Source organism: Pseudomonas syringae group sp. J248-6, from assembly GCF_032586995.1.
GTDB classification, from domain to species: Bacteria; Pseudomonadota; Gammaproteobacteria; order Pseudomonadales; family Pseudomonadaceae; genus Aquipseudomonas; species Aquipseudomonas amygdali.
On record NZ_JAWHOP010000007.1, the window covers coordinates 173,299 to 192,821 of the forward strand.

Below are 19,523 nucleotides of genomic sequence, written 5' to 3' on the forward strand. Positions count from 1 at the left end.
AAGGAAACGTCGCCATGACACAGAACGAAAATAATCAGCCGCTCATCAGCATGGCGAACAAGATTGCCCAGATTGACGAACTCTGCGCCAAGGCAAAGATTCTGCCGGTCATCACCATTGCTCGTGACCAGGATGTGCTGCCTCTGGCCGATGCGCTGGCCGCTGGCGGCATGACTGCACTGGAAGTTACGCTGCGCTCGGCGTTCGGTCTGAGCGCCATCCGTATTCTGCGTGAGCAGCGTCCGGAACTGTGTGTGGGTGCCGGCACCATTCTGGACCGCAAGATGCTGGCAGATGCCGAAGCGGCAGGTTCGCAGTTCATTGTGACCCCTGGCAGCACGCAAGACCTGCTGCAAGCCGCAGTCGACAGCCCGTTGCCCCTTTTGCCGGGCGTCAGCAGTGCCTCGGAAATCATGATCGGTTATGCCATGGGCTATCGCCGTTTCAAGCTGTTTCCGGCCGAGATCAGCGGCGGTGTGGCGGCGATCAAGGCCTTGGGCGGACCTTTCAATGAGGTGCGTTTCTGCCCGACTGGCGGCGTCAACGAGCAGAACCTGAAGAGCTACATGGCCTTGCCCAACGTCATGTGCGTGGGCGGGACCTGGATGATTGATAACGCCTGGGTCAAGAATGGCGACTGGGGCCGCATTCAGGAAGCCACTGCGCAGGCAATGGCGTTGTTTGACTGATTTTCAGGATTTCGGAGTCAGCCCCTTTGCGGCTGATTCCGACAAGGAAGTTGTTGTTGGTTGTATGGCTTTGCGGTGCTCCCTGGTCCGGAGCACCGTTTTTTTCTCTCCCGGGCCGCCTCTTTGTTTATCCCTTGTCCTTGAACGACTGACGTGGGCGCGTGCGCAGCGGGTCCAATAGCGCGCCAAGGCCGTTGTGATCGATTTCCTGCATCAATGCCAGCAAACCTCCCAGTTCACCTTTCGGAAAGCCTTCGCGCGCGAACCAGTTCAGATAATGACCTGGCAAGTCGGCGATCAGACGGCCTTTGTATTTGCCGAATGGCATTTCCTGCGTCACCAGCAGCTTGAGTTTTTCCGGATTCATCCGCGATACGCCTGTATTTCTCTCTCGGCCAGTACGATACGTGCATTCTGCATGCAGGCCAAACGACAGATCATGCAGAAGTCACGAACAGCCAATTGTGAAAATTTCGTAAGCTATTGATTTTAATAAATTATTTTCATATCAGAAACTGGCACGGTGTCTGCAATTACCTATACATCGAACACTTTCGTATCAACCTGCCATTAGGAAATTATCAAATGACTGATATCAACAAAGAAACGATCTCTATCCTGAATGACCTGATCGAAACCAGCAAAGACGGTGAAGAAGGTTTCCGTACCAGCGCAGAACACGCAAAAAGCGCCCAGGTAAAATCGTTCCTTGCCAACCGCTCTACTGAAGTGGCTGCAGCTGTTCGTGAACTGCAAGCTGAAGTGACCGCACTGGGTGGCAAGCCTGAAGACTCTTCCAGCGTGTCTGGCGCACTGCACCGCGCATGGGTCAACCTGAAGTCGATGGTGACTTCGGATGACGACAAGGCTGTACTGGAAGAAGTCGAAAAAGGCGAAGACGTTGCCAAGAAGGCTTATCGCGAAGCGCTGGAAAAAGCCCGTGCCAAGAACGTTGCCCCTAACGTTATTGCGCTGATTGAAAAGCAGCAGGCTGGCGTTCTGGCCAACCACGACAAAGTAAAAGCACTGCGTGACGCAGCACGTGCAGCCCACGCCGCATCGTAATTCGATGTTGCAGCGGTAGCCGAAAACGCCAGCCAGTCTGGCGTTTTTTTATGTCCGTGGGTAGCTCATCAAAGCTGGTCGGTCATCTCTCTGGCAACCGAACTGCGATGCTCTACACGGTTACGACCCTTGTGTTTGGCCTGATAAAGCGCTTTGTCGGCTATTCCGAAAAACGCCTCCAGTTTGTCTCCCTGACGCACCATCTCTGAAACGACACCGATACTCACGGTTATGGGCTGTTGTGCACCCGGAAACAGCGGCAGTGATTCAGCTGCCTTGCGGATCTGTTCGGCAATCATCATGGCTCCCGGCAAGTCGGTTTCCGGCAGCACTACCACAAACTCCTCTCCGCCATAGCGTGCAACCCGGTCGCCGGGGCGACGGATATTGAAGGCGATGGTTTGTGCAATCAGGCGCAGTGCTTCGTCACCGCCCTGATGACCATGACGCTCGTTGAATGCCTTGAAATGGTCTACGTCGATCATCAGTAAAGACAGCTGTTTGCCTGAGCGCTGTGCCCGCGCCCATTCGGTTTCCATGGCTTCGTCAAGCTGGCGACGATTATCGAGCCCTGTCAAACCGTCCGTTGCAGCCAGGCTGGCCAGTGCATCCTCAGCGCGATGGCGTCGTCGCAACTCGCGACACAGCAGCCATGTCAGCCACAGGATTCCGAGACACAGTACGCTGGTAGCGGAGCCGACCAGCCAGGCATTGCGCCGCCATACGGCATACACCTCATCCTCGGACTGACCAATCACGACAACCAGCGGCAGATTGCCGACCCGGGAAAACGTATACAGCCGACGAGCGTTCAACTGCGTCGACATGGCAGCAAAGCTGCCATCTCCTTCCTGAAGAATGCGCTGAAAGTTGGGGCTGTGGCTGTAATCCTTGCCAATCAGATCTTCACCCTCCAGATCGGGGTAGCGGACGATCAGGATGCCTGCGGTATTGATCAGGTTGATACTGCTGCCGACGCCCAGATTCTGGCTCATGAACAAGTGTTTGAAATACACCAGTCGCATGGCCGCACTTACCATTCCGGTGAACTCTCCATTGGGGCCTGACATGCGACGGCTGAAACTGATGCACCAGTCCTTGTAACCCCAACGGCTTTTGTACGGTGCACTGACGTGCAGACCCAGCGAAGGGTCCGCCTTGTGGTCTTTGAAATAGGAGCGGTCGGAGAAGTTGTCGTTTCGAGGGATGACGGACAGTGAGTCAGCCAGGATGGCGCCCTTGTTATCGAGCAATACCAGATCGCCTTTGAAAGACGCCGCAGTGGAGCGATCAAACAGGACAAGTTGTCGCAGTTCAGGTGACAGGTCCTGAAGGTCCGGACGCTGCCATGCGCTGATCATGCCTTGCAGGGAAGAGTCGTAAAGTTCTGCGTTATGCATGACGTCGGCATCAATCAATTGCACGATATTGGCCGCCGCACGCGCTGCAGTCTGCGCTGCGTCGTCACGCTCTCGGGCCAGTAAAGACGCCACAATCCCCAGTATGGCGAACATTGACAGTGAACTGCCAAAGATCAGCATGAGTTCCGGTCGGGTCCATTTGAGCCGGTCTTGCCGAGATGACGCAAACAACATCATTGGTTGTTCTACCTGCAGACGAATGAATCTTGATAATGGTTAAGACAGTTATCATTATTTTTATGATTTTAATGCTGGTTGTATAGCACGCTCCTTATAGCCTCATATGAATGGAATGTGAATAAAGCAAGTGTATTTAAAATGATGCGAACAGACGCACACGGACGACTGTAAAAAACAGGGGGGGAGTAATTTATTTCTTGAAGGGATCAGCGGGGCAGCTGTATGCCGAACGTATTGACACCCTTGTCGCTGTTCACGAACACGGTGCCGCCGTGCATCAATGCAATGGCCTTGACGATGGCCAGCCCCAGGCCATGATTGGCGCCGCTGTTGCTGCGTGAGGCATCGACCCGATAAAAGCGCTCGAACAGCCTGGGCAAATGTTCCGGGGCTATCTGCATGCCAGGATTGGTCACGCCGATACTCACATGGGCATCGCGCGACTCGATATTTACCTCGATGACCTGACCGGCGTCGGTGTGTTGCACGGCGTTGTGCAGCAGGTTGATCAACGCGCGGCGCAAGTGGGGCTTTTCAATCGGTGCGCTGGCGTCGCCTTGAACCCGGACTTGCACGTGGGCATCTTCCAGAATGAAATCCAGGTAATCCAGCGTGGTGGCGACTTCGTCTGCCAGTGACGCGCAGGTCTGTGCTTTGACCTTGGTGCCTTGATCCGCGCTGGCCAGAAACAGCATGTCGTTGATAATCGAGCGCAAACGCTCCAGCTCTTCGAGGTTTGATTGCAACACCTCGAAATAATGCTCGGCAGAGCGGCCGCGGGTCAGCGCCACCTGGGTCTGGCCGATCAGGTTGGTCAGCGGTGAGCGAAGCTCGTGCGCCACATCGGCATTGAACGACTCGAGCCTAGAGTAGGCCTGCTCGACCCGTTCCAGGGTGGAGTTGAACGAAGCGACGAACTGTTCAAGCTCCGGTGGCAGCGGCGAAATCTGCAAGCGCCCGGACAACCTTGGCGGGGCGAGCTTCTGGACTTCCTGCGAGAGACTGGTCAACGGACGCAGGCCGATGCGCGCGACCCAGTAACCAAGCGCCGAAGCCAGCAAAATACCCAGCGTGGCCAGGCTGATCAGCGCGACCAGCAGCGAGTGTTGGGTATGCCAGAATGTCTCGGTATCGATGGCGGTCAGAAAACGCAGCGCCGGGCGCTGTTCCTTGGCCGGGAATTCGCTGACCAGCACCTTGAATGCGAACGGGTGATCGGCCAGTTTCAGGTCATGCATACCCGGTGCGCCTTGCGCGAAACGACGAATGTTCGCGTCCGGGTTGCCGAATTCGTACAGCGGGTTGTCGCTCACTACCCAGAAACGCAAGCGCTTGTCTTCCTCGCTGAGCAACTCCAGTTTTGCCTTTATCTTGCCCCAGTGCTCCGGGTTGCCGAAACGTCCGACGGCCGATTCCAGAACACTGTAGCGCGCATCGACTTCGGCACGCGGCAACAGGTCCAGGCTTTTGTCGACCTGCAGGTACAAGGCCCAGCCGATCAGCAGGAACACCACCAGTGCCACCAGCGCGAACAGCCCGCTGAGGCGCAGGGCAATCGAATCAACCCGCACTGCGGTTCTCCAGCACATAGCCCATGCCACGAATGGTGTGCAGCAGTTTATGTTCGTGAGGACCGTCCAGCTTGGCCCGTAAGCGTTTGATCGCGACTTCGACCACATTGGTATCACTGTCGAAGTTGATGTCCCAGACCATCTCGGCGATTGATGTCTTGGAGAGGATGTCGCCCTGACGTCTGGCCAGCACGCTGAGCAGCGAAAACTCCTTGGCGGTCAGGTCCAGACGCATTCCGGCGCGGGTCGCCTTGCGGCTGATCAGGTCTATCCACAGGTCGGCGATAGTGATTTGCACCGGTTCATGGCCACCGCTGCGGCGGGTCAGCGCCTGGAGACGGGCGACCAGTTCCAGAAAGGAAAACGGTTTGCCGAGATAGTCATCGGCGCCTTCGCGCAGGCCGCGAATGCGGTCGTCGACCTGCTCGCGTGCGGTCAGCATAATCACGGGCGTCTGTTTGCGCGCACGCAGCGCACGCAACACACCAAAACCATCCAGGCCCGGCAGCATCACGTCGAGAATGATGATCGCGTGGTCGTTCTCCAGCGCCAGGTGCAGACCTTCGATGCCATCACGTGCCACGTCGACGGCGTAGCCCTGTTCGGTCAGGCCGCGACGCAGGTAGTCTGCGGTTTTCTCTTCGTCTTCGATAATCAGCACGCGCATCGGGTGACTCTCACTTGTGAAGGGCCAGCGCGGGTGCGGCGGGCGCCGGGTGGCGTTTATGAAACAGCCGCTCCAGTTGCAGGTAAATGACCGGCGTAGTGAACAGGGTCAGCATCTGGCTCACCAGCAGGCCACCGACCACTGCGATACCCAGCGGTTGACGCAGTTCGGCACCGACCCCGAAACCCAGCATCAGCGGCAGTGCGCCGAGCAGGGCGGCAAGGGTGGTCATGATAATCGGTCGGAAACGGGTAATGCAGGCCTCATAAATGGCCTCCTGTGGCGACAGGCCCTGCTCACGCTGCGCTTGCAGGGCAAAGTCCACGAGCAGAATGCCGTTCTTCTTGACGATGCCGATCAGCAGCACGATGCCGATCAGGGCCATGATCGAGAAGTCCTGCCCCATCATCCATAGCAGCAACAGCGCGCCTATACCTGCCGAGGGCAGGGTGGAGATAATGGTCAGCGGGTGCACGAAACTTTCATAAAGCACACCCAGAATGATGTACACCGCCACCAGCGCGGCGAGAATCAGCCACGGCTGGTTGGCCAGCGAACTCTGGAATGCCTGCGCCGCACCCTGAAAACTGCCGATGATCGAGGCGGGCATGCCGATCTCTTTCTTGGCCTGATCGAGCATGCTTACCGCGTCGCCCAGTGCGACCCCGGACGCCAGGTTGAATGACAGGTTGGCAGCCGGGAACATACCGTCGTGGCTGATCGACAGCGGGCCCATGCGCGGCGCACTGACTTTGGCCAGCGCCGACAGCGGCACCATTTCATTGGTCAGCGGTGAGCGCAGATAGAAGTAAGCCAGGCTTTCGGCCTTGCCACGCTGCTGGGCATCCAGTTCGAGGATCACCTTGTACTGGTTGACCTCGGTCTGGTACTCGCTGATCTGCCGCTGGCCGAACGCATCGTACAGCGCCTGATCGACGTCGGCGGTGGTCAGGCCGAATCGCGCAGCAGCACTGCGATCAATATCGATATGGGTGACGCTGCCGCCCAGTTGCAAGTCGTTGGACATATCGCGAAACGCCGGATTGCTACGCAGCTTTTCAGTCAGCCGTTGCGTCCAGGTGTTGAGCAATTCGCCGTCGTTGCTCTTGAGCACATACTGATACTGACTGCGGCTCGGCCCGGAACTGAGGTTGATGTCCTGTCCGGCACGCAGATACAGAACGATGCCGGGGACTTTCGCCAGCTTGGGGCGCAGGCGGTCGATGAACTCGCTAACCGACACATCGCGTTCGGAGCGCGGCTTGAGCGAGATCCAGAAGCGTCCGTTGGCGATGGTCTGGTTGCTGCCTGACACACCGACTGAATGCGAGAACGCCAGCACTGCCGGGTCTGCGCCGACGATTTTTGCCAGTTGCAGGTGTTTTTCCACCATGTCCGGGTAGGAAATGTCGGCAGCGGCCTCGGTGGTGCCGAGTGCAAAAGCAGTATCCTGAACCGGAAAGAAGCCCTTGGGTATGAGGATGTAGCCGACTACCGCCAGCGCCAGGGTCAAGCCGAACACGCCGAGCATCAGTCGCTGATGGGCCAGTGCCTTACGCAAGCCTCGCTCGTAGGAGGCCAGCAAACGTTCACCGAAGCCTGGCTTCTGATGCGGATTGTGAGTGGGGGCGCGCATGAACAATGCCGCCAGGGTCGGCGCCAGGGTCAGGGAGACGACCACCGAAATCAGAATGGTTGCAGTGGCGGTCAGGGCGAATTCCTTGAACAGCCGCCCGACCACGCCGCCCATGAACAACAGCGGAATGAACGCCGCCACCAGCGAGAAGCTGATCGACACCACGGTAAAACCGATTTCCCCCGCGCCCTTTATGGCGGCCTCGCGCATGCCTTGTCCGGCTTCAAGGTGGCGATGGATGTTCTCCACCACCACGATAGCGTCGTCCACCACGAACCCGACCGCGACCACGATGGCTACCAATGTCAGGTTGTTCAGGCTGAAGCCGAACAGGTACATCATCGCAAAGCTGGCGATCAGTGATACCCCGAGCACCGCGCTGACGATCAGCGTGGCCGACAGTTGGCGCAGAAACAGTGCCATGACCGCCACCACCAGCAGCACCGCGATCATCAGGGTCAGTTCCACTTCGTGCAACGAGGCGCGAATGGTGCGGGTCCGGTCGTTGAGTACCGAGACGTCAACGGTGGCCGGGAGCATTTCCTGTAACCGTGGCAGTTCACGCTGGATGCGGTCCACGGTGTCGACAATGTTGGCGCCCGGCTGACGAAAAATAGCGATGTTGACGCCTTGCTGGTCGCCGGACCAGGCCTTGACGTAGGCGTTTTCCGAACCCGCGACCACCCGCGCCACATCCTTGAGCTGGACGGGAGCACCGTTCTTGTAGGAAACGATCAGTTGCGCGTAGTCCTGCGGCTTGAATAACTGATCGTTGGACGACAGTGTCGAGATGCTGTCCTTGCCGTACAAGGCACCTTTGGCCAGGTTGAGGCTGGTCTGTTGCACCGCCAGGCGAATGTCGGCCAGGGTCAGCCCCAGCGCGGCCAGTTTTTCGGGGGCAGCCTGCACACGAATCGCTGGCCTTTGCTGGCCGGTGATGAACACCTGGCCCACGCCTTCGATCTGGCTGAGCTGGCGAGCCAGGATGGTTTCGGTGACATCGCTCAGCTCCGTGCCGGGCATCAGGCTGGAACTGACACTCAGGATCAGCACCGGGCTGTCAGCCGGGTTGACCTTGCGCCAGGTCGGCAGGCTCGGCATGTCGGCTGGCAGACGCCCCGCCGCAGTGTTGATGGCGGCCTGGACTTCCTGGGCGGCAGTGTCGATGCTTTTGTTGAGGGTGAATTGCAGCGTCAGGTTGGTGGACCCCAGCGCGCTGCTGGAGGTCATCTGGGTCATGCCGGGGATCGCGCTGAACTGCACTTCCAGCGGTGTGGCAACCGAAGACGCCATGGTTTCCGGGCTGGCACCGGGCAACTGCGCGGTAACCTGAATGGTCGGGAACTCCGCTTCCGGCAACGGCGCAATCGGCAGTCGCGGAAAGGCAATGACCCCCAGCAGTACCAGCGCGAAGGTCAATAACAAGGTGGCCACCGGGTGGTCGATGCACCACGCCGATACCGAGCCTCGGCCACTCATCGTGCTTGCTCCACTTGCGCGCTCGCGACATCCGGGGCGGGCGCGCTGACCACTTCGACAGTTGCCCCAGGCCGCAGTCGCGACTGGCCGTCGCTGACCAGCACATCTCCGGCATTCGGACCGCTGATCAATGTCTGCTCGCTGTCCTGATAAAGCACCTTGACCGGTACGACTTCCACTTTTTTATCAGCAGTGAGTCGATAGACGAAGTGCTGATCGATGCCGCGCTGCACCACTTGTGGCGGTACTTTGAGCGAGTTGAGTTCGACACCGGTCTGGATCTTCACCGTGACCAGCTGCCCGGGCCAGAGCTGTTCGCCGGGGTTTTTGAATTGAGCCTTGGCGCGGATCGTGCCGGTGGTTGCCGAAACCTGATTGTCGATCAGCGAAAGCGTGCCTTCACCCAAAAGCAGTCCGTTGGCCGCGCCGTCGCCCTGATACGCCTTGACGGTCGCAGCGCTACGCTCGGCAATCAGCCCCTGCAGGGTCGGTAACATCTGCTGAGGCAGAGAGAATTCCACCGCAATCGGGTCGATCTGTGTCACCGAAAACAGCCCGGTAGCATCGCTGACGCGCAGGAAGTTACCTTCATCGACATTGCGGATGCCGACCCTGCCCGTAACCGGCGAGCGAATCTGGGTGTAGGAGAGCTGCACCTGTGAGGCGTTGATGCTTGCTTCGTTGCCTTTCGCCGTGGCTTCGAGTTGCCTGACCAGTGCCTGCTGCTGATCGAATGTCTGACGCGAAATACCGTTGTCCTGAGTGAGCTGGCGATAGCGTTTCAGGTCCAGTTGCGCGACATCAAGCTGCGCCTTGCTCTGCGCCAGCTGGGCGCGTGCCTGCTCAAGCGAGGCGCGGATCGAGCGGTCATCCAGCGTCGCCAGCAACTCGCCGGCCTTGACCTGTTGACCTTCCTTGACCAGCACGCGCGTCAGTACGCCATCTACCTGAGGACGGATCACCACACTTTGCAGCGACAGCACCGAGCCGATCCCGGTGACGAAACGTGGTACGTCCTCAATGCTGACCGTGATCACCTTGACAGGCACCGCAGTCACGGAGCTTTTCGGGAGTGTGGCAGGGCGTGTCAGTTTCCATCCGGCAATGGCCACGCAGGCTATCAGCAGGACTACAGCGGTGACGGTCAGGGTCTTTCTGCGCATATGAAGAAAACGCCAAATGTCGGTACGGGAGTAATATTTTTTTACGGCTTCCTTATAGCCTGCAAACCCGGTCAGCAGAATGACTTTTAGCTGTCAGGTTTGTCAGAAAGCCTCCACTGCGCATGGCGTGCAGTCAAGAAAATCCGCTAACGGACGATATCTATGTTGAAGAGCTATTTGTCCAGATGTTTATAAAGTCCTAAGAGTTTTCCTACATTTTCCTAGGTCGGCTTCTGGCAGCTAATTCTCCCATCAACTTAACTCACTGTATGAGCCTATGAGTGGAGAACGCCATGAACAGTAAAAAATCGACCTGGAAAGTTATGTTGAAATGTTTGTTTCTTCGCCAGGGTTTGGGGGCCGTCATGGTGTCGGTTCCCTTGCTGGCTGCGCCTGCTTTTTCATGGGCAAAGGACGGCGCATTGACGTTGCATGGCAGTATCGTCAACAGCAGTTGTGTGATTTCCGACATTAATGTGAATGCGCCTGTTGCTCATGCGCGCATTCTGCAAGTTGCACCGGGCATCAATATGCAGGTGAGCACCGAACACAATGCATGTGGTGATCAATTCGTGCCGTTTGTCGCGCACTATCAGGTACTTCCGGTCGCCGAGACCGACGGCGAGGCCCTGCAGGCCCGCGCTGGAGTCATCACGTTGAGCTATCAATAAATACAGATCTGTACTATTTTTCCGACCGGACTGTCACCCACGTTTAAGTGACGGTCCAGTATCCAGTCAGCCCTTTCAAAACTGAAATCGCCGCGGTTTAAAACATCGGCGCCCCACTGTGTAACAGCCGTAATTAGCCTACTTGCGCAAGACGCCTGGTTATTCCTACAGACCTGTCCTGCGTGTCGTGTTGTGTTGTCTGCGGGTTAAAAGTTATCCAGCTGACAGCATCGAAATAGACCCGGATCTATAGTGCTCACCGTCCGATAGCGGGCACACACGACATAACACAAGGAAGGTCGTTAGCATGAAAAAGCTTTCTCTTACATTGGCAGTTCTGGGCGTAATGGGCGTTGGTATGGCGGGTACCGCCAGTGCGGCGAACAACGGAAAAATGGTCTTCAACGGCACCCTGACCAATATCTCCTGCGATGTGGGACCGGGCACGGGCGTCAGTGCGGGCACCAACCCTGGCGAAATCAATGTCGACCTGGGTAACGTCTCCTTCTCTGATATTGGTGTATCGAGTGAAAGTCGATTCGAAACGGCTACGCCTATTCAACTGCTGGTCAACTGTAGCGCGGGCGCAGATCAATACAGCATGGTCAAGATGCGCCTTACTGCCCGTAACGGCAGCGGTCTGGACAATAACGATGCCAAACTTCTGCGCACTACCGGCGCGGCAGATGGCGTCGGTATCGGCCTGCTCAATGCCTCAAGCGTTCTGATGGATCTGAGCGGTGCTGAAACCGTCGACACCACGCTCATCAAGGATGGTGCCAGCGGTGCGACTGCTGAAATCAATTTTGGCGCGGTCTATGTGCTCAACGGCACGCCGACCAATCCGGGTAATGCCGACGGCTTCCTGCCGTTCGTGATGGATTACGAGTAACCGTGTCGGACAGGGCGGGCACGCTCGCCTTGTCCCTTATCGAATTCAAGGCGAACGCCAGTATGTTTCCTGTTTTTTTTCGCTACACGATGCTGGTTGCGACAGTGTGCTGTGCGTCCTCTGTTCAGGCGGGCATCGTATTGAATACGACGCGCGTTATTTATCAGGGTAATGAAAAAGAGGTCAGCCTGGGTGTTCACAACAGTGGCGGGGGAGAGATTCTCCTGCAGTCCTGGCTTGAATCTCCGACAGTGGCGACCAACAAGACTGATAACAACGACACCCCAGCGTATTTGCCTTTTATCGTCACGCCTGCGCTGACGCGCATGGCCGGAGGTGGCAAGCAACTGTTGCGCATCATTCATTCCGGTGCAGACATGCCCACTGATCGTGAATCGGTGTTATGGCTCAATGTGCAGGAAATCCCCCAGACCGCCGCAGAGAACACGCTGCAGATTGCGATACGTCAGCGCATAAAAGTGTTCTTTCGGCCTGACGGTTTGCAGGGCGATCCGCAGCAGGCACCTGAACAGCTGAACTGGCAATCAATCGATAACGCGGGTGTGCAGGTGGAAAATCCGGGGCCCTATCACGTGTCCATGCTGAGGATTTCCATACGCCAACACGATAGTGAGCTTGCCCGCCTCGACAGTCAGATGCTTGCCCCCCATCAACAGGTGCGTATTCCGTTGCTGCACACACCGGGAAGTGCGCCGTTGCTGGTGAGTTTCGTCAGTATCAATGACTACGGCGGGCAAGTGCCTTATCAAGTGACACTGGCCGATAAAGAACCGGGTCATGCCCACAAGGCCTTGCCTCGATAACCTGCCGCCTCACACGTCAGCGTTCACTTTTCAAACCGTTGGGCCTGCGTGACAAACCGGCCCGGCAGACCTGCGTCTGTGTAAAGGATTGCGCGGCGCGCGCGACAGCCGAAGTAGAGTGAAGACCGCTATGGAATGGCGCAAAAAAGATCACAAGGGAGTCATTGCACAGTTCGCTCTGCCTCACCCACGACACTGTCCGCTGGGTATCGGCCTGGGGTTGACGCTGATGTTTTCGCTCAGCGCGTTCGCAGCCTTGCCCGGCGGTACTCGGGCTGACGGGACAGTCAAATTCAATACGGCGTTTATCCAGGGAAGCGATCAGCCGCCTGACCTCCAGGAGTTTCTGCGTACCAACAGCGTACTGCCCGGCACTTATCGGGTTGATATTTACGTCAATCGCAAACTGAGCGGCAGGCGAGATATCACTTTTTCAAAAAATAGAGTGTCAGGCCTGATTGAACCCTGTCTGTCGCTTGAAATGCTGCAGAGCTTCGGTCTGGACCTGAGTCGCCTGCCTTCAGATGAAGGCGCTGCTCAGGGCTGTTTCGATTTGCCTGCGCGTGTCGAGTTTGCGCGTGTCGACTATCAGCCCGGTGCGTTGCGACTCGCTATCAGTGTGCCGCAAGCCGTTATGTCGCGGGGCGCGCGCGGTTATGTTTCACCGGAGCTTTGGGACCAGGGTGAGACGGCAGGTTTTATCAATTACAACGCCAATGGCAGCAGGCGCCGTAACAAGGGGCTGGAAACGGACCAGTATTATCTCGGGATGCGCAATGGCCTGAACCTCGGGGCATGGCGATTGCGCAATGAGTCCTCGCTGGTCGGCGGCAGTGATCGGCCCTGGCGTTATCGCAGCAATCGTACTTTCGCGCAGCGTGATATCACTTTCCTGAAAAGCCAGTTTACGGTGGGGGAGACCTTCAGCGATTCGCAAGTTTTCGACAGTGTTCGCTTCAAGGGCGCTGCACTGGCTTCTGACGATGGCATGTTGTCCGACAGCGAGCGCGCTTATGCCCCGGTCATCCGCGGGATTGCCGAGACCAACGCGACGGTGGAAGTTCGTCAGAACGGTTTTCTGCTGTACAGCGGCAGTGTTTCACCGGGGCCTTTCGAAATTGCCGATATCTACCCCAGTGGTTCCAATGGTGATTTGTCGGTGTCGGTCATTGAGGCCGATGGGCGCGTACGGACTTTTACCCAGGCCTACGCATCGCTGCCGATCATGGTCCCCTGGGGATCCTTGCGCTACAGCCTGGCCGTCGGGCAGGTCGATAACAGTAATGATGTTCAAGCCTCTCCCGACTTTGCCAGCACAGCCCTGATCTATGGGCTTTCCGAACGGATTACCGGGTTTGGGGGGCTGCAGCTGGCCGAAGATTATCAGGCCGCAAATATAGGTGCCGGGATCAATACCGGGCTGGGCGCAGTGTCGCTGGATATCACCCGGTCTGTCAGTCAGGTTGCTCAACAGTCGCGCAGCGGCCAGAGCATACGGGTGCGCTATGCCAACACGCTGGACGTTACCGACACCACGCTGGCCGTGGCAGGTTACCGCTATTCCACTGAAGCGTACCGGACCCTGAGCCAGCACATCAGCGATACCGACCCGCAGAGACATACGCTGTCCACTGGCCTGGCTCGGGATCGGCTTGAGCTAAGTGTTACCCAGATAGTGTCGAGCCACGCCGCATCGCTGAGTCTGACCGCTTCCGAGCAGCGCTACTGGAATCTGCCCGGCAAAACCCGGCAACTTTATCTGTCCTATAACGCTGCCTGGCAGACCGTCAATTACAGCCTGTCCATTGAACGCAACGAGGACTTCGGGCGAAACGGTGAAGCGAGCACCGACAATCGTGTTGCCTTGAGCGTGACCCTGCCACTCGGATCGAGCCCTGGTTCGTCGCGACTGTCTTTCAATGCCGTGCGCGACAGCACCGGTGAGTACAACGCTCAGACCGGGCTCAACGGCCAGGTGCTGGGGGATCGTGATACGTTTTATTCGGTACAGGCCGGACATGACAGCAGCTCCGGCAGTTTCGGTGCCGGGAAGATCAGTACCACCACCGGGTTCGGTCGCTTCGAGGCCGGTTATAGCCAGGGCCAGGACTACGATGCATTCAGCCTGTCTGCGGCGGGTTCGCTGGTGGCTCACCCCGGTGGTTTGAACCTGGGGCAGGCGCTGGGTGAAACCTTCGCCCTGGTTCAGGTTCCGGACGTCAGCGGGGCTCGGTTGAAGTCCTTCAGTAACGTCGAAACTGCAGACAACGGCTATGCGGTTCTGCCCTATGCGCAGGCCTACCGGACCAATTGGGTCAGCCTGGATACCCGCCAGTTGGGTGCTGATGTCGACCTGGAAAATGCCATCACCCAGCTCGTACCGCGCCGGGGAGCGATACCGTTGGTGCGCTTCAAAGCCGTTGTGGGCCGCCGGGTCCAGTTTGAACTGGTGCGCGCCGACGGCAGCAAAATACCGCTGGGTGCCAGTGTCGAGGATGAACAGGGCAGGGCGCTGGCGGTGGTCGACCCTGGCAGTCAGGCGTTGGTGCTCAGTGAGCAGGATGTCGGCAGCTTGCGGGTTCGCTGGTCTGATCGAAGTTGTCAGGCAGCATTCTCGCTGCCGCCCAGAGATCCGGCCCGTGCCTACGAGCGGATCAGGGTGACATGCCAATGAGCGCGCTTGCTGATTCATGCCCGGCAGCGTTGGCTGCGCTGCTGCTGGCGGGCAGCGTTGGCGCACAAGGGGCGATTTCGCTGAGCGGAACACGGCTGGTCTTTGATGGCCAGTATCACGAAGCCAGTATCGAGGTGCGCAATCGAGGTGATTCCGAAGCACTTTTCCAGGCCTGGCTAAGTGATGCCCAGGATGACGACGATACTCCACTGGCTCGGCGCAGAACGCTGCCGTTCGTGGTCACGCCACCGCTTTCACGTTTGCCGGGCGGCGGCAGGCAGGTCCTGCGCGTTTTATATCAGGGCACAGGCATGCTGCAGGGGCGCGAGTCGCTGCTGCATTTGTATGTGCTTGAGGTGCCTCGACGGCAGGCAGGCACTCGTCAGTTGAATGTCGCCGTGCGTCAGCGCATCAATGTGTTTTACCGGCCCGTTGGTCTAGAGGGGGATCCGGCTGACACGGGCGCAAAGTTGCAGTGGACACTGACTCATGACGAGGCAGGCGTTTCCTTGCTGACGGTCAGTAACCCAATGCCTTATCACGCCTCTCTGCAAGCGTTGCGCATTGACGCTGTTCAACTCATCGAGTACCTGCTGCTGGCACCGGGCGCCCATTTTGAAATGGTTGTACCAGCGAGCGTTCTGCCCTCCGCAACCCATCGTTTTTCATACAAGGCGCTGACCGATTATGGCGGTCAGCGTACTTATTGCACACCGCTCAAGGGGCAGGCGGCCTTTACGGCCCGCTTGCTGGAGCCCCATTCCTTTCAGGACGAATGCTGATATGAAACGACTGTCTGCCAGACGCTGGCTGCTATCCACTGTGGTGTTGCTGATGCTGAATCCGGCTTCCGTCTTCGCGTTGGTCTGTACCACTCAGGGGACGGGCGAAACCGAAATTCACGATGATCTGGGCAGTACGGTGGCGATTCCGGAGTCGATTCCCAACGGGGAAGTGGTGTGGCGTTCCGAGCCTGTGAATGTTCAGGTCGAATGTGCCAAGGACGGCTCGCAGTCTGTCGAGGAAGAGATTTTCATCTACCTGAACCCGGACAATCGTTTGATCGGTCAGGGTATCCGCGCTGGCATAACGCTTCAGGGCACCGATCATCTGCAAGGCAGCGGACGGGTCAGTACCGGGAGCTACTTGCCGGCCTGCCATGAAGGCGACAGCAATATCGAAAATTGTCCAAAGGTGCGCTTCAATCTGGCGTTTTCCGTATTTATCCAGAAGTTCGGCGCAACACCACCCTCTGGCGTGGCCAGTGATCTGCTGGATTACCGGTTTTTTCAACTGGGTGGTGCGACGGACTCAAGCCGGGTGCCGGGGCGCAGCCTCAGTTACGTGATCAACAACCTGCGGGGGCTGCGGTTCGTGGCCTGCGACGCCGACCTGCAAGTGCTCCCCGAAACCGTGGAGTTCGGCGACGTTGCCATACACAAGGTGACCATTGGCAAGGTAATCGCCACGCAGACATTTTCTTTGCTGACCAGTCGTGCGTGCGATTCGCCGTTCAGCATTGATGCGCGTTTCAGGCCGGTGACAGGCAATCTGTCCGGCGAACTGCTCGTTCCCTCCGGCAATGACTCGCTGGGGATTCGTATTGCCAGCGCTGTCAGTGGCCAGCCGTTACGTTACAACGAACCGTTCCATCTGGCAGAACTGCTGGGTGAAACCAACGCTGCCAGTGCTGACTTCAATGCGCAGTTGCTGTGGAATTCCAATACACCGACGCCGGGACCTTTCAATGCCGAGATCATGGTCGATCTGTTCTACAAATGACGGCGACAGGAGGCTCGGGCGGTTACGCGGCGATTGATGTATGCTGCGCGACCGCGGGCATGTGCCCGGCCAATTCGACTTTCTGGTGACACCATGACCACTCCTGAACAACCCCCTGTTCAAGACGCCGCAGCCGACCCCGTCGCAGACACTGAAAAGAAGGCTGTCATTGCGCCTTTCAGCTTTCCGTTCAAGCCTTCGGAGTTTGCCCAGGCCAAAAAGGAACCCGCATGGCATCAGAAAGCCAACAAGCATGGCCATCACAAGACCCCTGGCGTAGCCCCGGCGGGCACGCGCAGATCGATGGGCAAGCGCTGATCGCGTGAGTAATCCTGTTCAGGCTGCCTGCAAGGGTATGAACAGGTAGGAAACCGGCTCCCGATCCGTAACGTCGGCACCCTCCTGTTGCAGGGTGTCCAGAACCTGCTGTCCCGCCACATGAAATTCCCAGTGCGAGTCATTGGGTTGCATATCCTGCGCACGGTTTGCGACCTCCGCGATGGCGGTCGCAAATGCGTTCATGTCCGGCAGATACGCGACGAAGCCGTTGCCCTTGAGGGCGGTGGTGCGTATGCCCAGTTGCTGACAGATCAACTGTTTGGTCTCTATTTCATCCCGATCAGCCTGGCGGGACTGTTCGATCAGGTCCATCAACTGCGTATCAACCAGCCTGTCGCCAATGATCAGGTCTGGACCCTGCTCCCAGGACTCTGGCGGGCAGCCCTTGGTTTCGGGGCGTAATGGAATGTGCGGATTGATCTCCATCGGATAGATCCGGCACACCAGCGGCCTGCGCTCGTAAATGCGACACAGGTTTTTCTCGTCAAGATTCCGGCAACGCCCAACGTTGTAGGCCGCGAAGGTGATCGCCACGAAGGCTGTTGTGCTGCCGCTGTTCACCTGCGTCGAGCGCCGGCTGGCATGGGTCAGTTGGGCCTCGGAAACGCCATAGCCATTGCTCAGAAAAGCTTCGGTCAAGACAATCACGGTGCCGCCGTCTGCCGCCCATTGTGCGGCTTCGCCAAGCGTAAGAGGCACGTGGTGGTCGGTGCAGCAACCGCCGCAACCCACACAGGAAAACTTGGTGTCCATTGTCTCGATGACCCTTTCAGAGCTGCGCGCCGAGCGACAACAATTGGTCACTCTCCTGGCTGATGCAGCTCAGGAAGCAAGTTGTGCGCCAGTCGCTGGTTGGGTCAATGGTCCCGTCAGGCTTCGGGAATATCGAAACGTTTCAGGTAGGACATCCCTGATTTCTCGTACAGACGCCGTGCCTTGAGGTTGTTTTCCATGACGTGAAGATCGACTGCTGCTTCGCCGCACATACTCAAATGGGCGAACAGGTGGTTGAGCAGAGCGAAGCCTATCCCGCTACGTCGCACTTCGGGATGCACGACCAGGTCTTTGATGAATGCGCTGGTCCAGCAGACGATCACGCCCACCACTGTTTCGTCGAGCACGGCCAGAAAGCACCGCGACGTGTCGAATTCCGGGTCTTGTTCGAAGGCGGCTCGCCAGTGCGGATAATCCGGCACACTGCCTGCCGCGCTGGCATGACCCTGTGTCAGCAGGCGGTGAACCTCTGGAGCTTGCTCAAGGGTGAAAGGTCGCAGCAGGACACGCGGCGGCCAGATCGCAGCGGGTACGGGTAAGGCGAGAGTCCGACGCATCAGCCAGTAATGTCCGGCAGATGCGTCGGTAAGGTTCGGACGTTGCGTCGGTGCTCGCTCAGGGATCAGAGCCCTTGGGCGACCACCGTACGTGCGGCCTCGATCAGGCATTTGGTCAACTCGGGTGACGAGAACTTGGTCAGCACAGCGTTGGCCCCGGCGATCTGCGACTTCTCGCTGTTCATCGCGCTGTCGAGCGAGGTGTGCAAGAGGATATACAGATCGCTGAAGTCGGGCGTGTCGCGCAGAGTCCGGGTAAGCGCGTAGCCATCCATTTCCGACATCTCGATGTCGGACACCACCACGTTGATCTGCCGATCAGTACCTTGAAGATCCAGCAGAACGTCGATGGCTTCCTTGGCACTGCGCGCCGTGTGGCATTCGATGCCCAGATTGCGCAAGGTGATGATCGACTGCTGCAGGGCAACCTGGCTGTCATCGACGACCAGAATCCGCGCCCTGCTGAGCATTTCGGCATCCTCTTTGGCCAGCTCCGTCGACTGCACGACGATCTGCGCCGGAGCAATACCGTGAATTACTTTTTCGATATCCAGAACCTGTACCAGCACGCCATCGACCTGAGTGACCCCGGTGATGAACGATTTGCTGCTCGACCCGTAGGGTGGCGGACGGATATCGGTGGTCAGGCAGTGCACAATCTTGCTCACGGCCTGAACGTGCAGTCCCTGTTTGGAGCGGCTGACATCGGTAACGATCAGGCAGCCACCATCGGGATCGGCCAAAGGGCGCTCACCGATTGCACGACTCAGGTCAATGACCGACAGTGATGAGCCGCGCAACGTGGCGATACCTTTGACGTGCGGGTGCGATTCGGGAAGATGGGTCAGGGGAGGGCAGGGAATGATCTCACTGACCTTGAGCAGGTTGATCGCCATCAGCTTGCCGCTGCGCAACGTGAAGAGGAGCAGCGACAGTGAATCTGCTCGGACGTTATTGGACATATGAACCTTCTGGCTGTAGGTGTTTCGTCGCCTGGAAGCGGCAAACAACTTTCTATGACAGGTTATCGACCTGCGACAGGCAGGCTTGAGGATTTTTAACGGACGGCTGGCCGCATCGCTCGCTGGTCCTTGAAAGTTGTTTCAACACGTAACGGCAGCCAGCATGAGCTGCCAGTG

18 protein-coding genes are annotated in these 19,523 nt (G+C 57.9%); 9 read left to right on the forward strand and 9 right to left on the reverse strand.

Going from position 1 to position 19,523, the window contains the following annotated elements; all coding sequences use genetic code 11:
* Positions 1-14 precede the first annotated feature (14 nt).
* Positions 15-689, forward strand: coding sequence for a bifunctional 4-hydroxy-2-oxoglutarate aldolase/2-dehydro-3-deoxy-phosphogluconate aldolase (locus tag RYC17_RS12155; RefSeq protein ID WP_002552327.1), 675 nt, complete (start codon positions 15-17; stop codon positions 687-689).
* Between the two features lie 127 nt (positions 690-816).
* Here RYC17_RS12155 and RYC17_RS12160 read toward each other — a convergent pair whose 3' ends face one another.
* Positions 817-1,056, reverse strand: coding sequence for a DUF3820 family protein (locus tag RYC17_RS12160; RefSeq protein WP_003341842.1), 240 nt, complete (start codon positions 1,054-1,056; stop codon positions 817-819).
* 218 nt (positions 1,057-1,274) lie between these two features.
* Between RYC17_RS12160 and RYC17_RS12165 the strand changes: the two genes are divergently transcribed.
* Positions 1,275-1,754, forward strand: a complete 480-nt coding sequence (locus tag RYC17_RS12165) for a PA2169 family four-helix-bundle protein (RefSeq protein WP_058401690.1) — start codon at positions 1,275-1,277, stop codon at positions 1,752-1,754.
* 68 nt (positions 1,755-1,822) lie between these two features.
* On the opposite strand, the gene RYC17_RS12170 is transcribed toward RYC17_RS12165, so the two are convergent.
* The 5 genes from RYC17_RS12170 to RYC17_RS12190 all read right to left on the reverse strand — a co-directional run bounded on the left by RYC17_RS12170 (position 1,823) and on the right by RYC17_RS12190 (position 9,871).
* Positions 1,823-3,352: a sensor domain-containing diguanylate cyclase gene (locus tag RYC17_RS12170; protein WP_316903203.1), complete on the reverse strand. Its 1,530-nt coding sequence runs from the start codon at positions 3,350-3,352 to the stop codon at positions 1,823-1,825.
* A 209-nt stretch (positions 3,353-3,561) separates the two neighbouring features.
* Positions 3,562-4,926, reverse strand: a complete 1,365-nt coding sequence (locus tag RYC17_RS12175) for a heavy metal sensor histidine kinase (protein ID WP_080396324.1) — start codon at positions 4,924-4,926, stop codon at positions 3,562-3,564.
* Positions 4,916-5,593, reverse strand: coding sequence for a heavy metal response regulator transcription factor (locus RYC17_RS12180; protein WP_002552331.1), 678 nt, complete (start codon positions 5,591-5,593; stop codon positions 4,916-4,918). Before RYC17_RS12180 ends, RYC17_RS12175 begins: the two co-directional genes overlap by 11 nt.
* Positions 5,594-5,603: 10 nt before the next feature.
* Positions 5,604-8,708, reverse strand: coding sequence for a multidrug efflux RND transporter permease subunit (locus RYC17_RS12185; RefSeq protein ID WP_219171045.1), 3,105 nt, complete (start codon positions 8,706-8,708; stop codon positions 5,604-5,606).
* Positions 8,705-9,871 carry an efflux RND transporter periplasmic adaptor subunit gene (locus tag RYC17_RS12190; protein ID WP_230017685.1) on the reverse strand — a complete coding sequence of 389 codons (1,167 nt, stop codon included), beginning with the start codon at positions 9,869-9,871 and terminating at the stop codon, positions 8,705-8,707. Before RYC17_RS12190 ends, RYC17_RS12185 begins: the two co-directional genes overlap by 4 nt.
* A gap of 293 nt (positions 9,872-10,164) precedes the next feature.
* On the opposite strand from RYC17_RS12190, the gene RYC17_RS12195 reads away from it, so the two are divergent.
* From RYC17_RS12195 to RYC17_RS12225, 7 genes are all read left to right on the forward strand, one after another.
* On the forward strand, positions 10,165-10,542 hold the full coding sequence (locus RYC17_RS12195; protein WP_058401695.1) for a hypothetical protein: 378 nt from the start codon (positions 10,165-10,167) through the stop codon (positions 10,540-10,542).
* 307 nt (positions 10,543-10,849) lie between these two features.
* Entirely contained in the window at positions 10,850-11,434 is a 585-nt protein-coding gene (locus tag RYC17_RS12200) for a fimbrial protein (RefSeq protein WP_058401696.1), read from the forward strand.
* A gap of 62 nt (positions 11,435-11,496) precedes the next feature.
* Entirely contained in the window at positions 11,497-12,258 is a 762-nt protein-coding gene (locus RYC17_RS12205) for a molecular chaperone (RefSeq protein ID WP_316903207.1), read from the forward strand.
* A 202-nt stretch (positions 12,259-12,460) separates the two neighbouring features.
* Positions 12,461-14,932 carry a fimbria/pilus outer membrane usher protein gene (locus RYC17_RS12210; RefSeq protein WP_316903248.1) on the forward strand — a complete coding sequence of 824 codons (2,472 nt, stop codon included), beginning with the start codon at positions 12,461-12,463 and terminating at the stop codon, positions 14,930-14,932.
* Positions 14,929-15,714 (forward strand): molecular chaperone, encoded by a 786-nt coding sequence (locus tag RYC17_RS12215; RefSeq protein WP_316903209.1) that lies wholly within the window; start codon positions 14,929-14,931, stop codon positions 15,712-15,714. The genes RYC17_RS12210 and RYC17_RS12215 overlap by 4 nt, the downstream gene beginning before the upstream one ends.
* Before the next feature lies 1 nt (position 15,715).
* A complete protein-coding gene (locus RYC17_RS12220; RefSeq protein WP_316903211.1) occupies positions 15,716-16,714 on the forward strand; it encodes a fimbrial protein in 999 nt (332 codons plus the stop codon).
* A gap of 93 nt (positions 16,715-16,807) precedes the next feature.
* Positions 16,808-17,032 (forward strand): hypothetical protein, encoded by a 225-nt coding sequence (locus RYC17_RS12225; protein WP_316903213.1) that lies wholly within the window; start codon positions 16,808-16,810, stop codon positions 17,030-17,032.
* An 18-nt stretch (positions 17,033-17,050) separates the two neighbouring features.
* Here the strand turns inward: RYC17_RS12225 and RYC17_RS12230 are convergent, their stop codons facing one another.
* The 3 genes from RYC17_RS12230 to RYC17_RS12240 form a co-directional block, all read right to left on the reverse strand.
* Positions 17,051-17,806 (reverse strand): YkgJ family cysteine cluster protein, encoded by a 756-nt coding sequence (locus RYC17_RS12230; RefSeq protein WP_122280472.1) that lies wholly within the window; start codon positions 17,804-17,806, stop codon positions 17,051-17,053.
* Positions 17,807-17,922: 116 nt separating this feature from the next.
* The gene (locus RYC17_RS12235) at positions 17,923-18,384 is read right to left on the reverse strand and encodes a GNAT family N-acetyltransferase (RefSeq protein WP_122280473.1); all 462 of its coding nucleotides are present in this window, start codon (positions 18,382-18,384) and stop codon (positions 17,923-17,925) included.
* Between the two features lie 65 nt (positions 18,385-18,449).
* Complete coding sequence (locus RYC17_RS12240; RefSeq protein ID WP_316903216.1) at positions 18,450-19,346, reverse strand: chemotaxis protein; 897 nt, start codon at positions 19,344-19,346, stop codon at positions 18,450-18,452.
* Between the last annotated feature and the right edge of the window lie 177 nt (positions 19,347-19,523).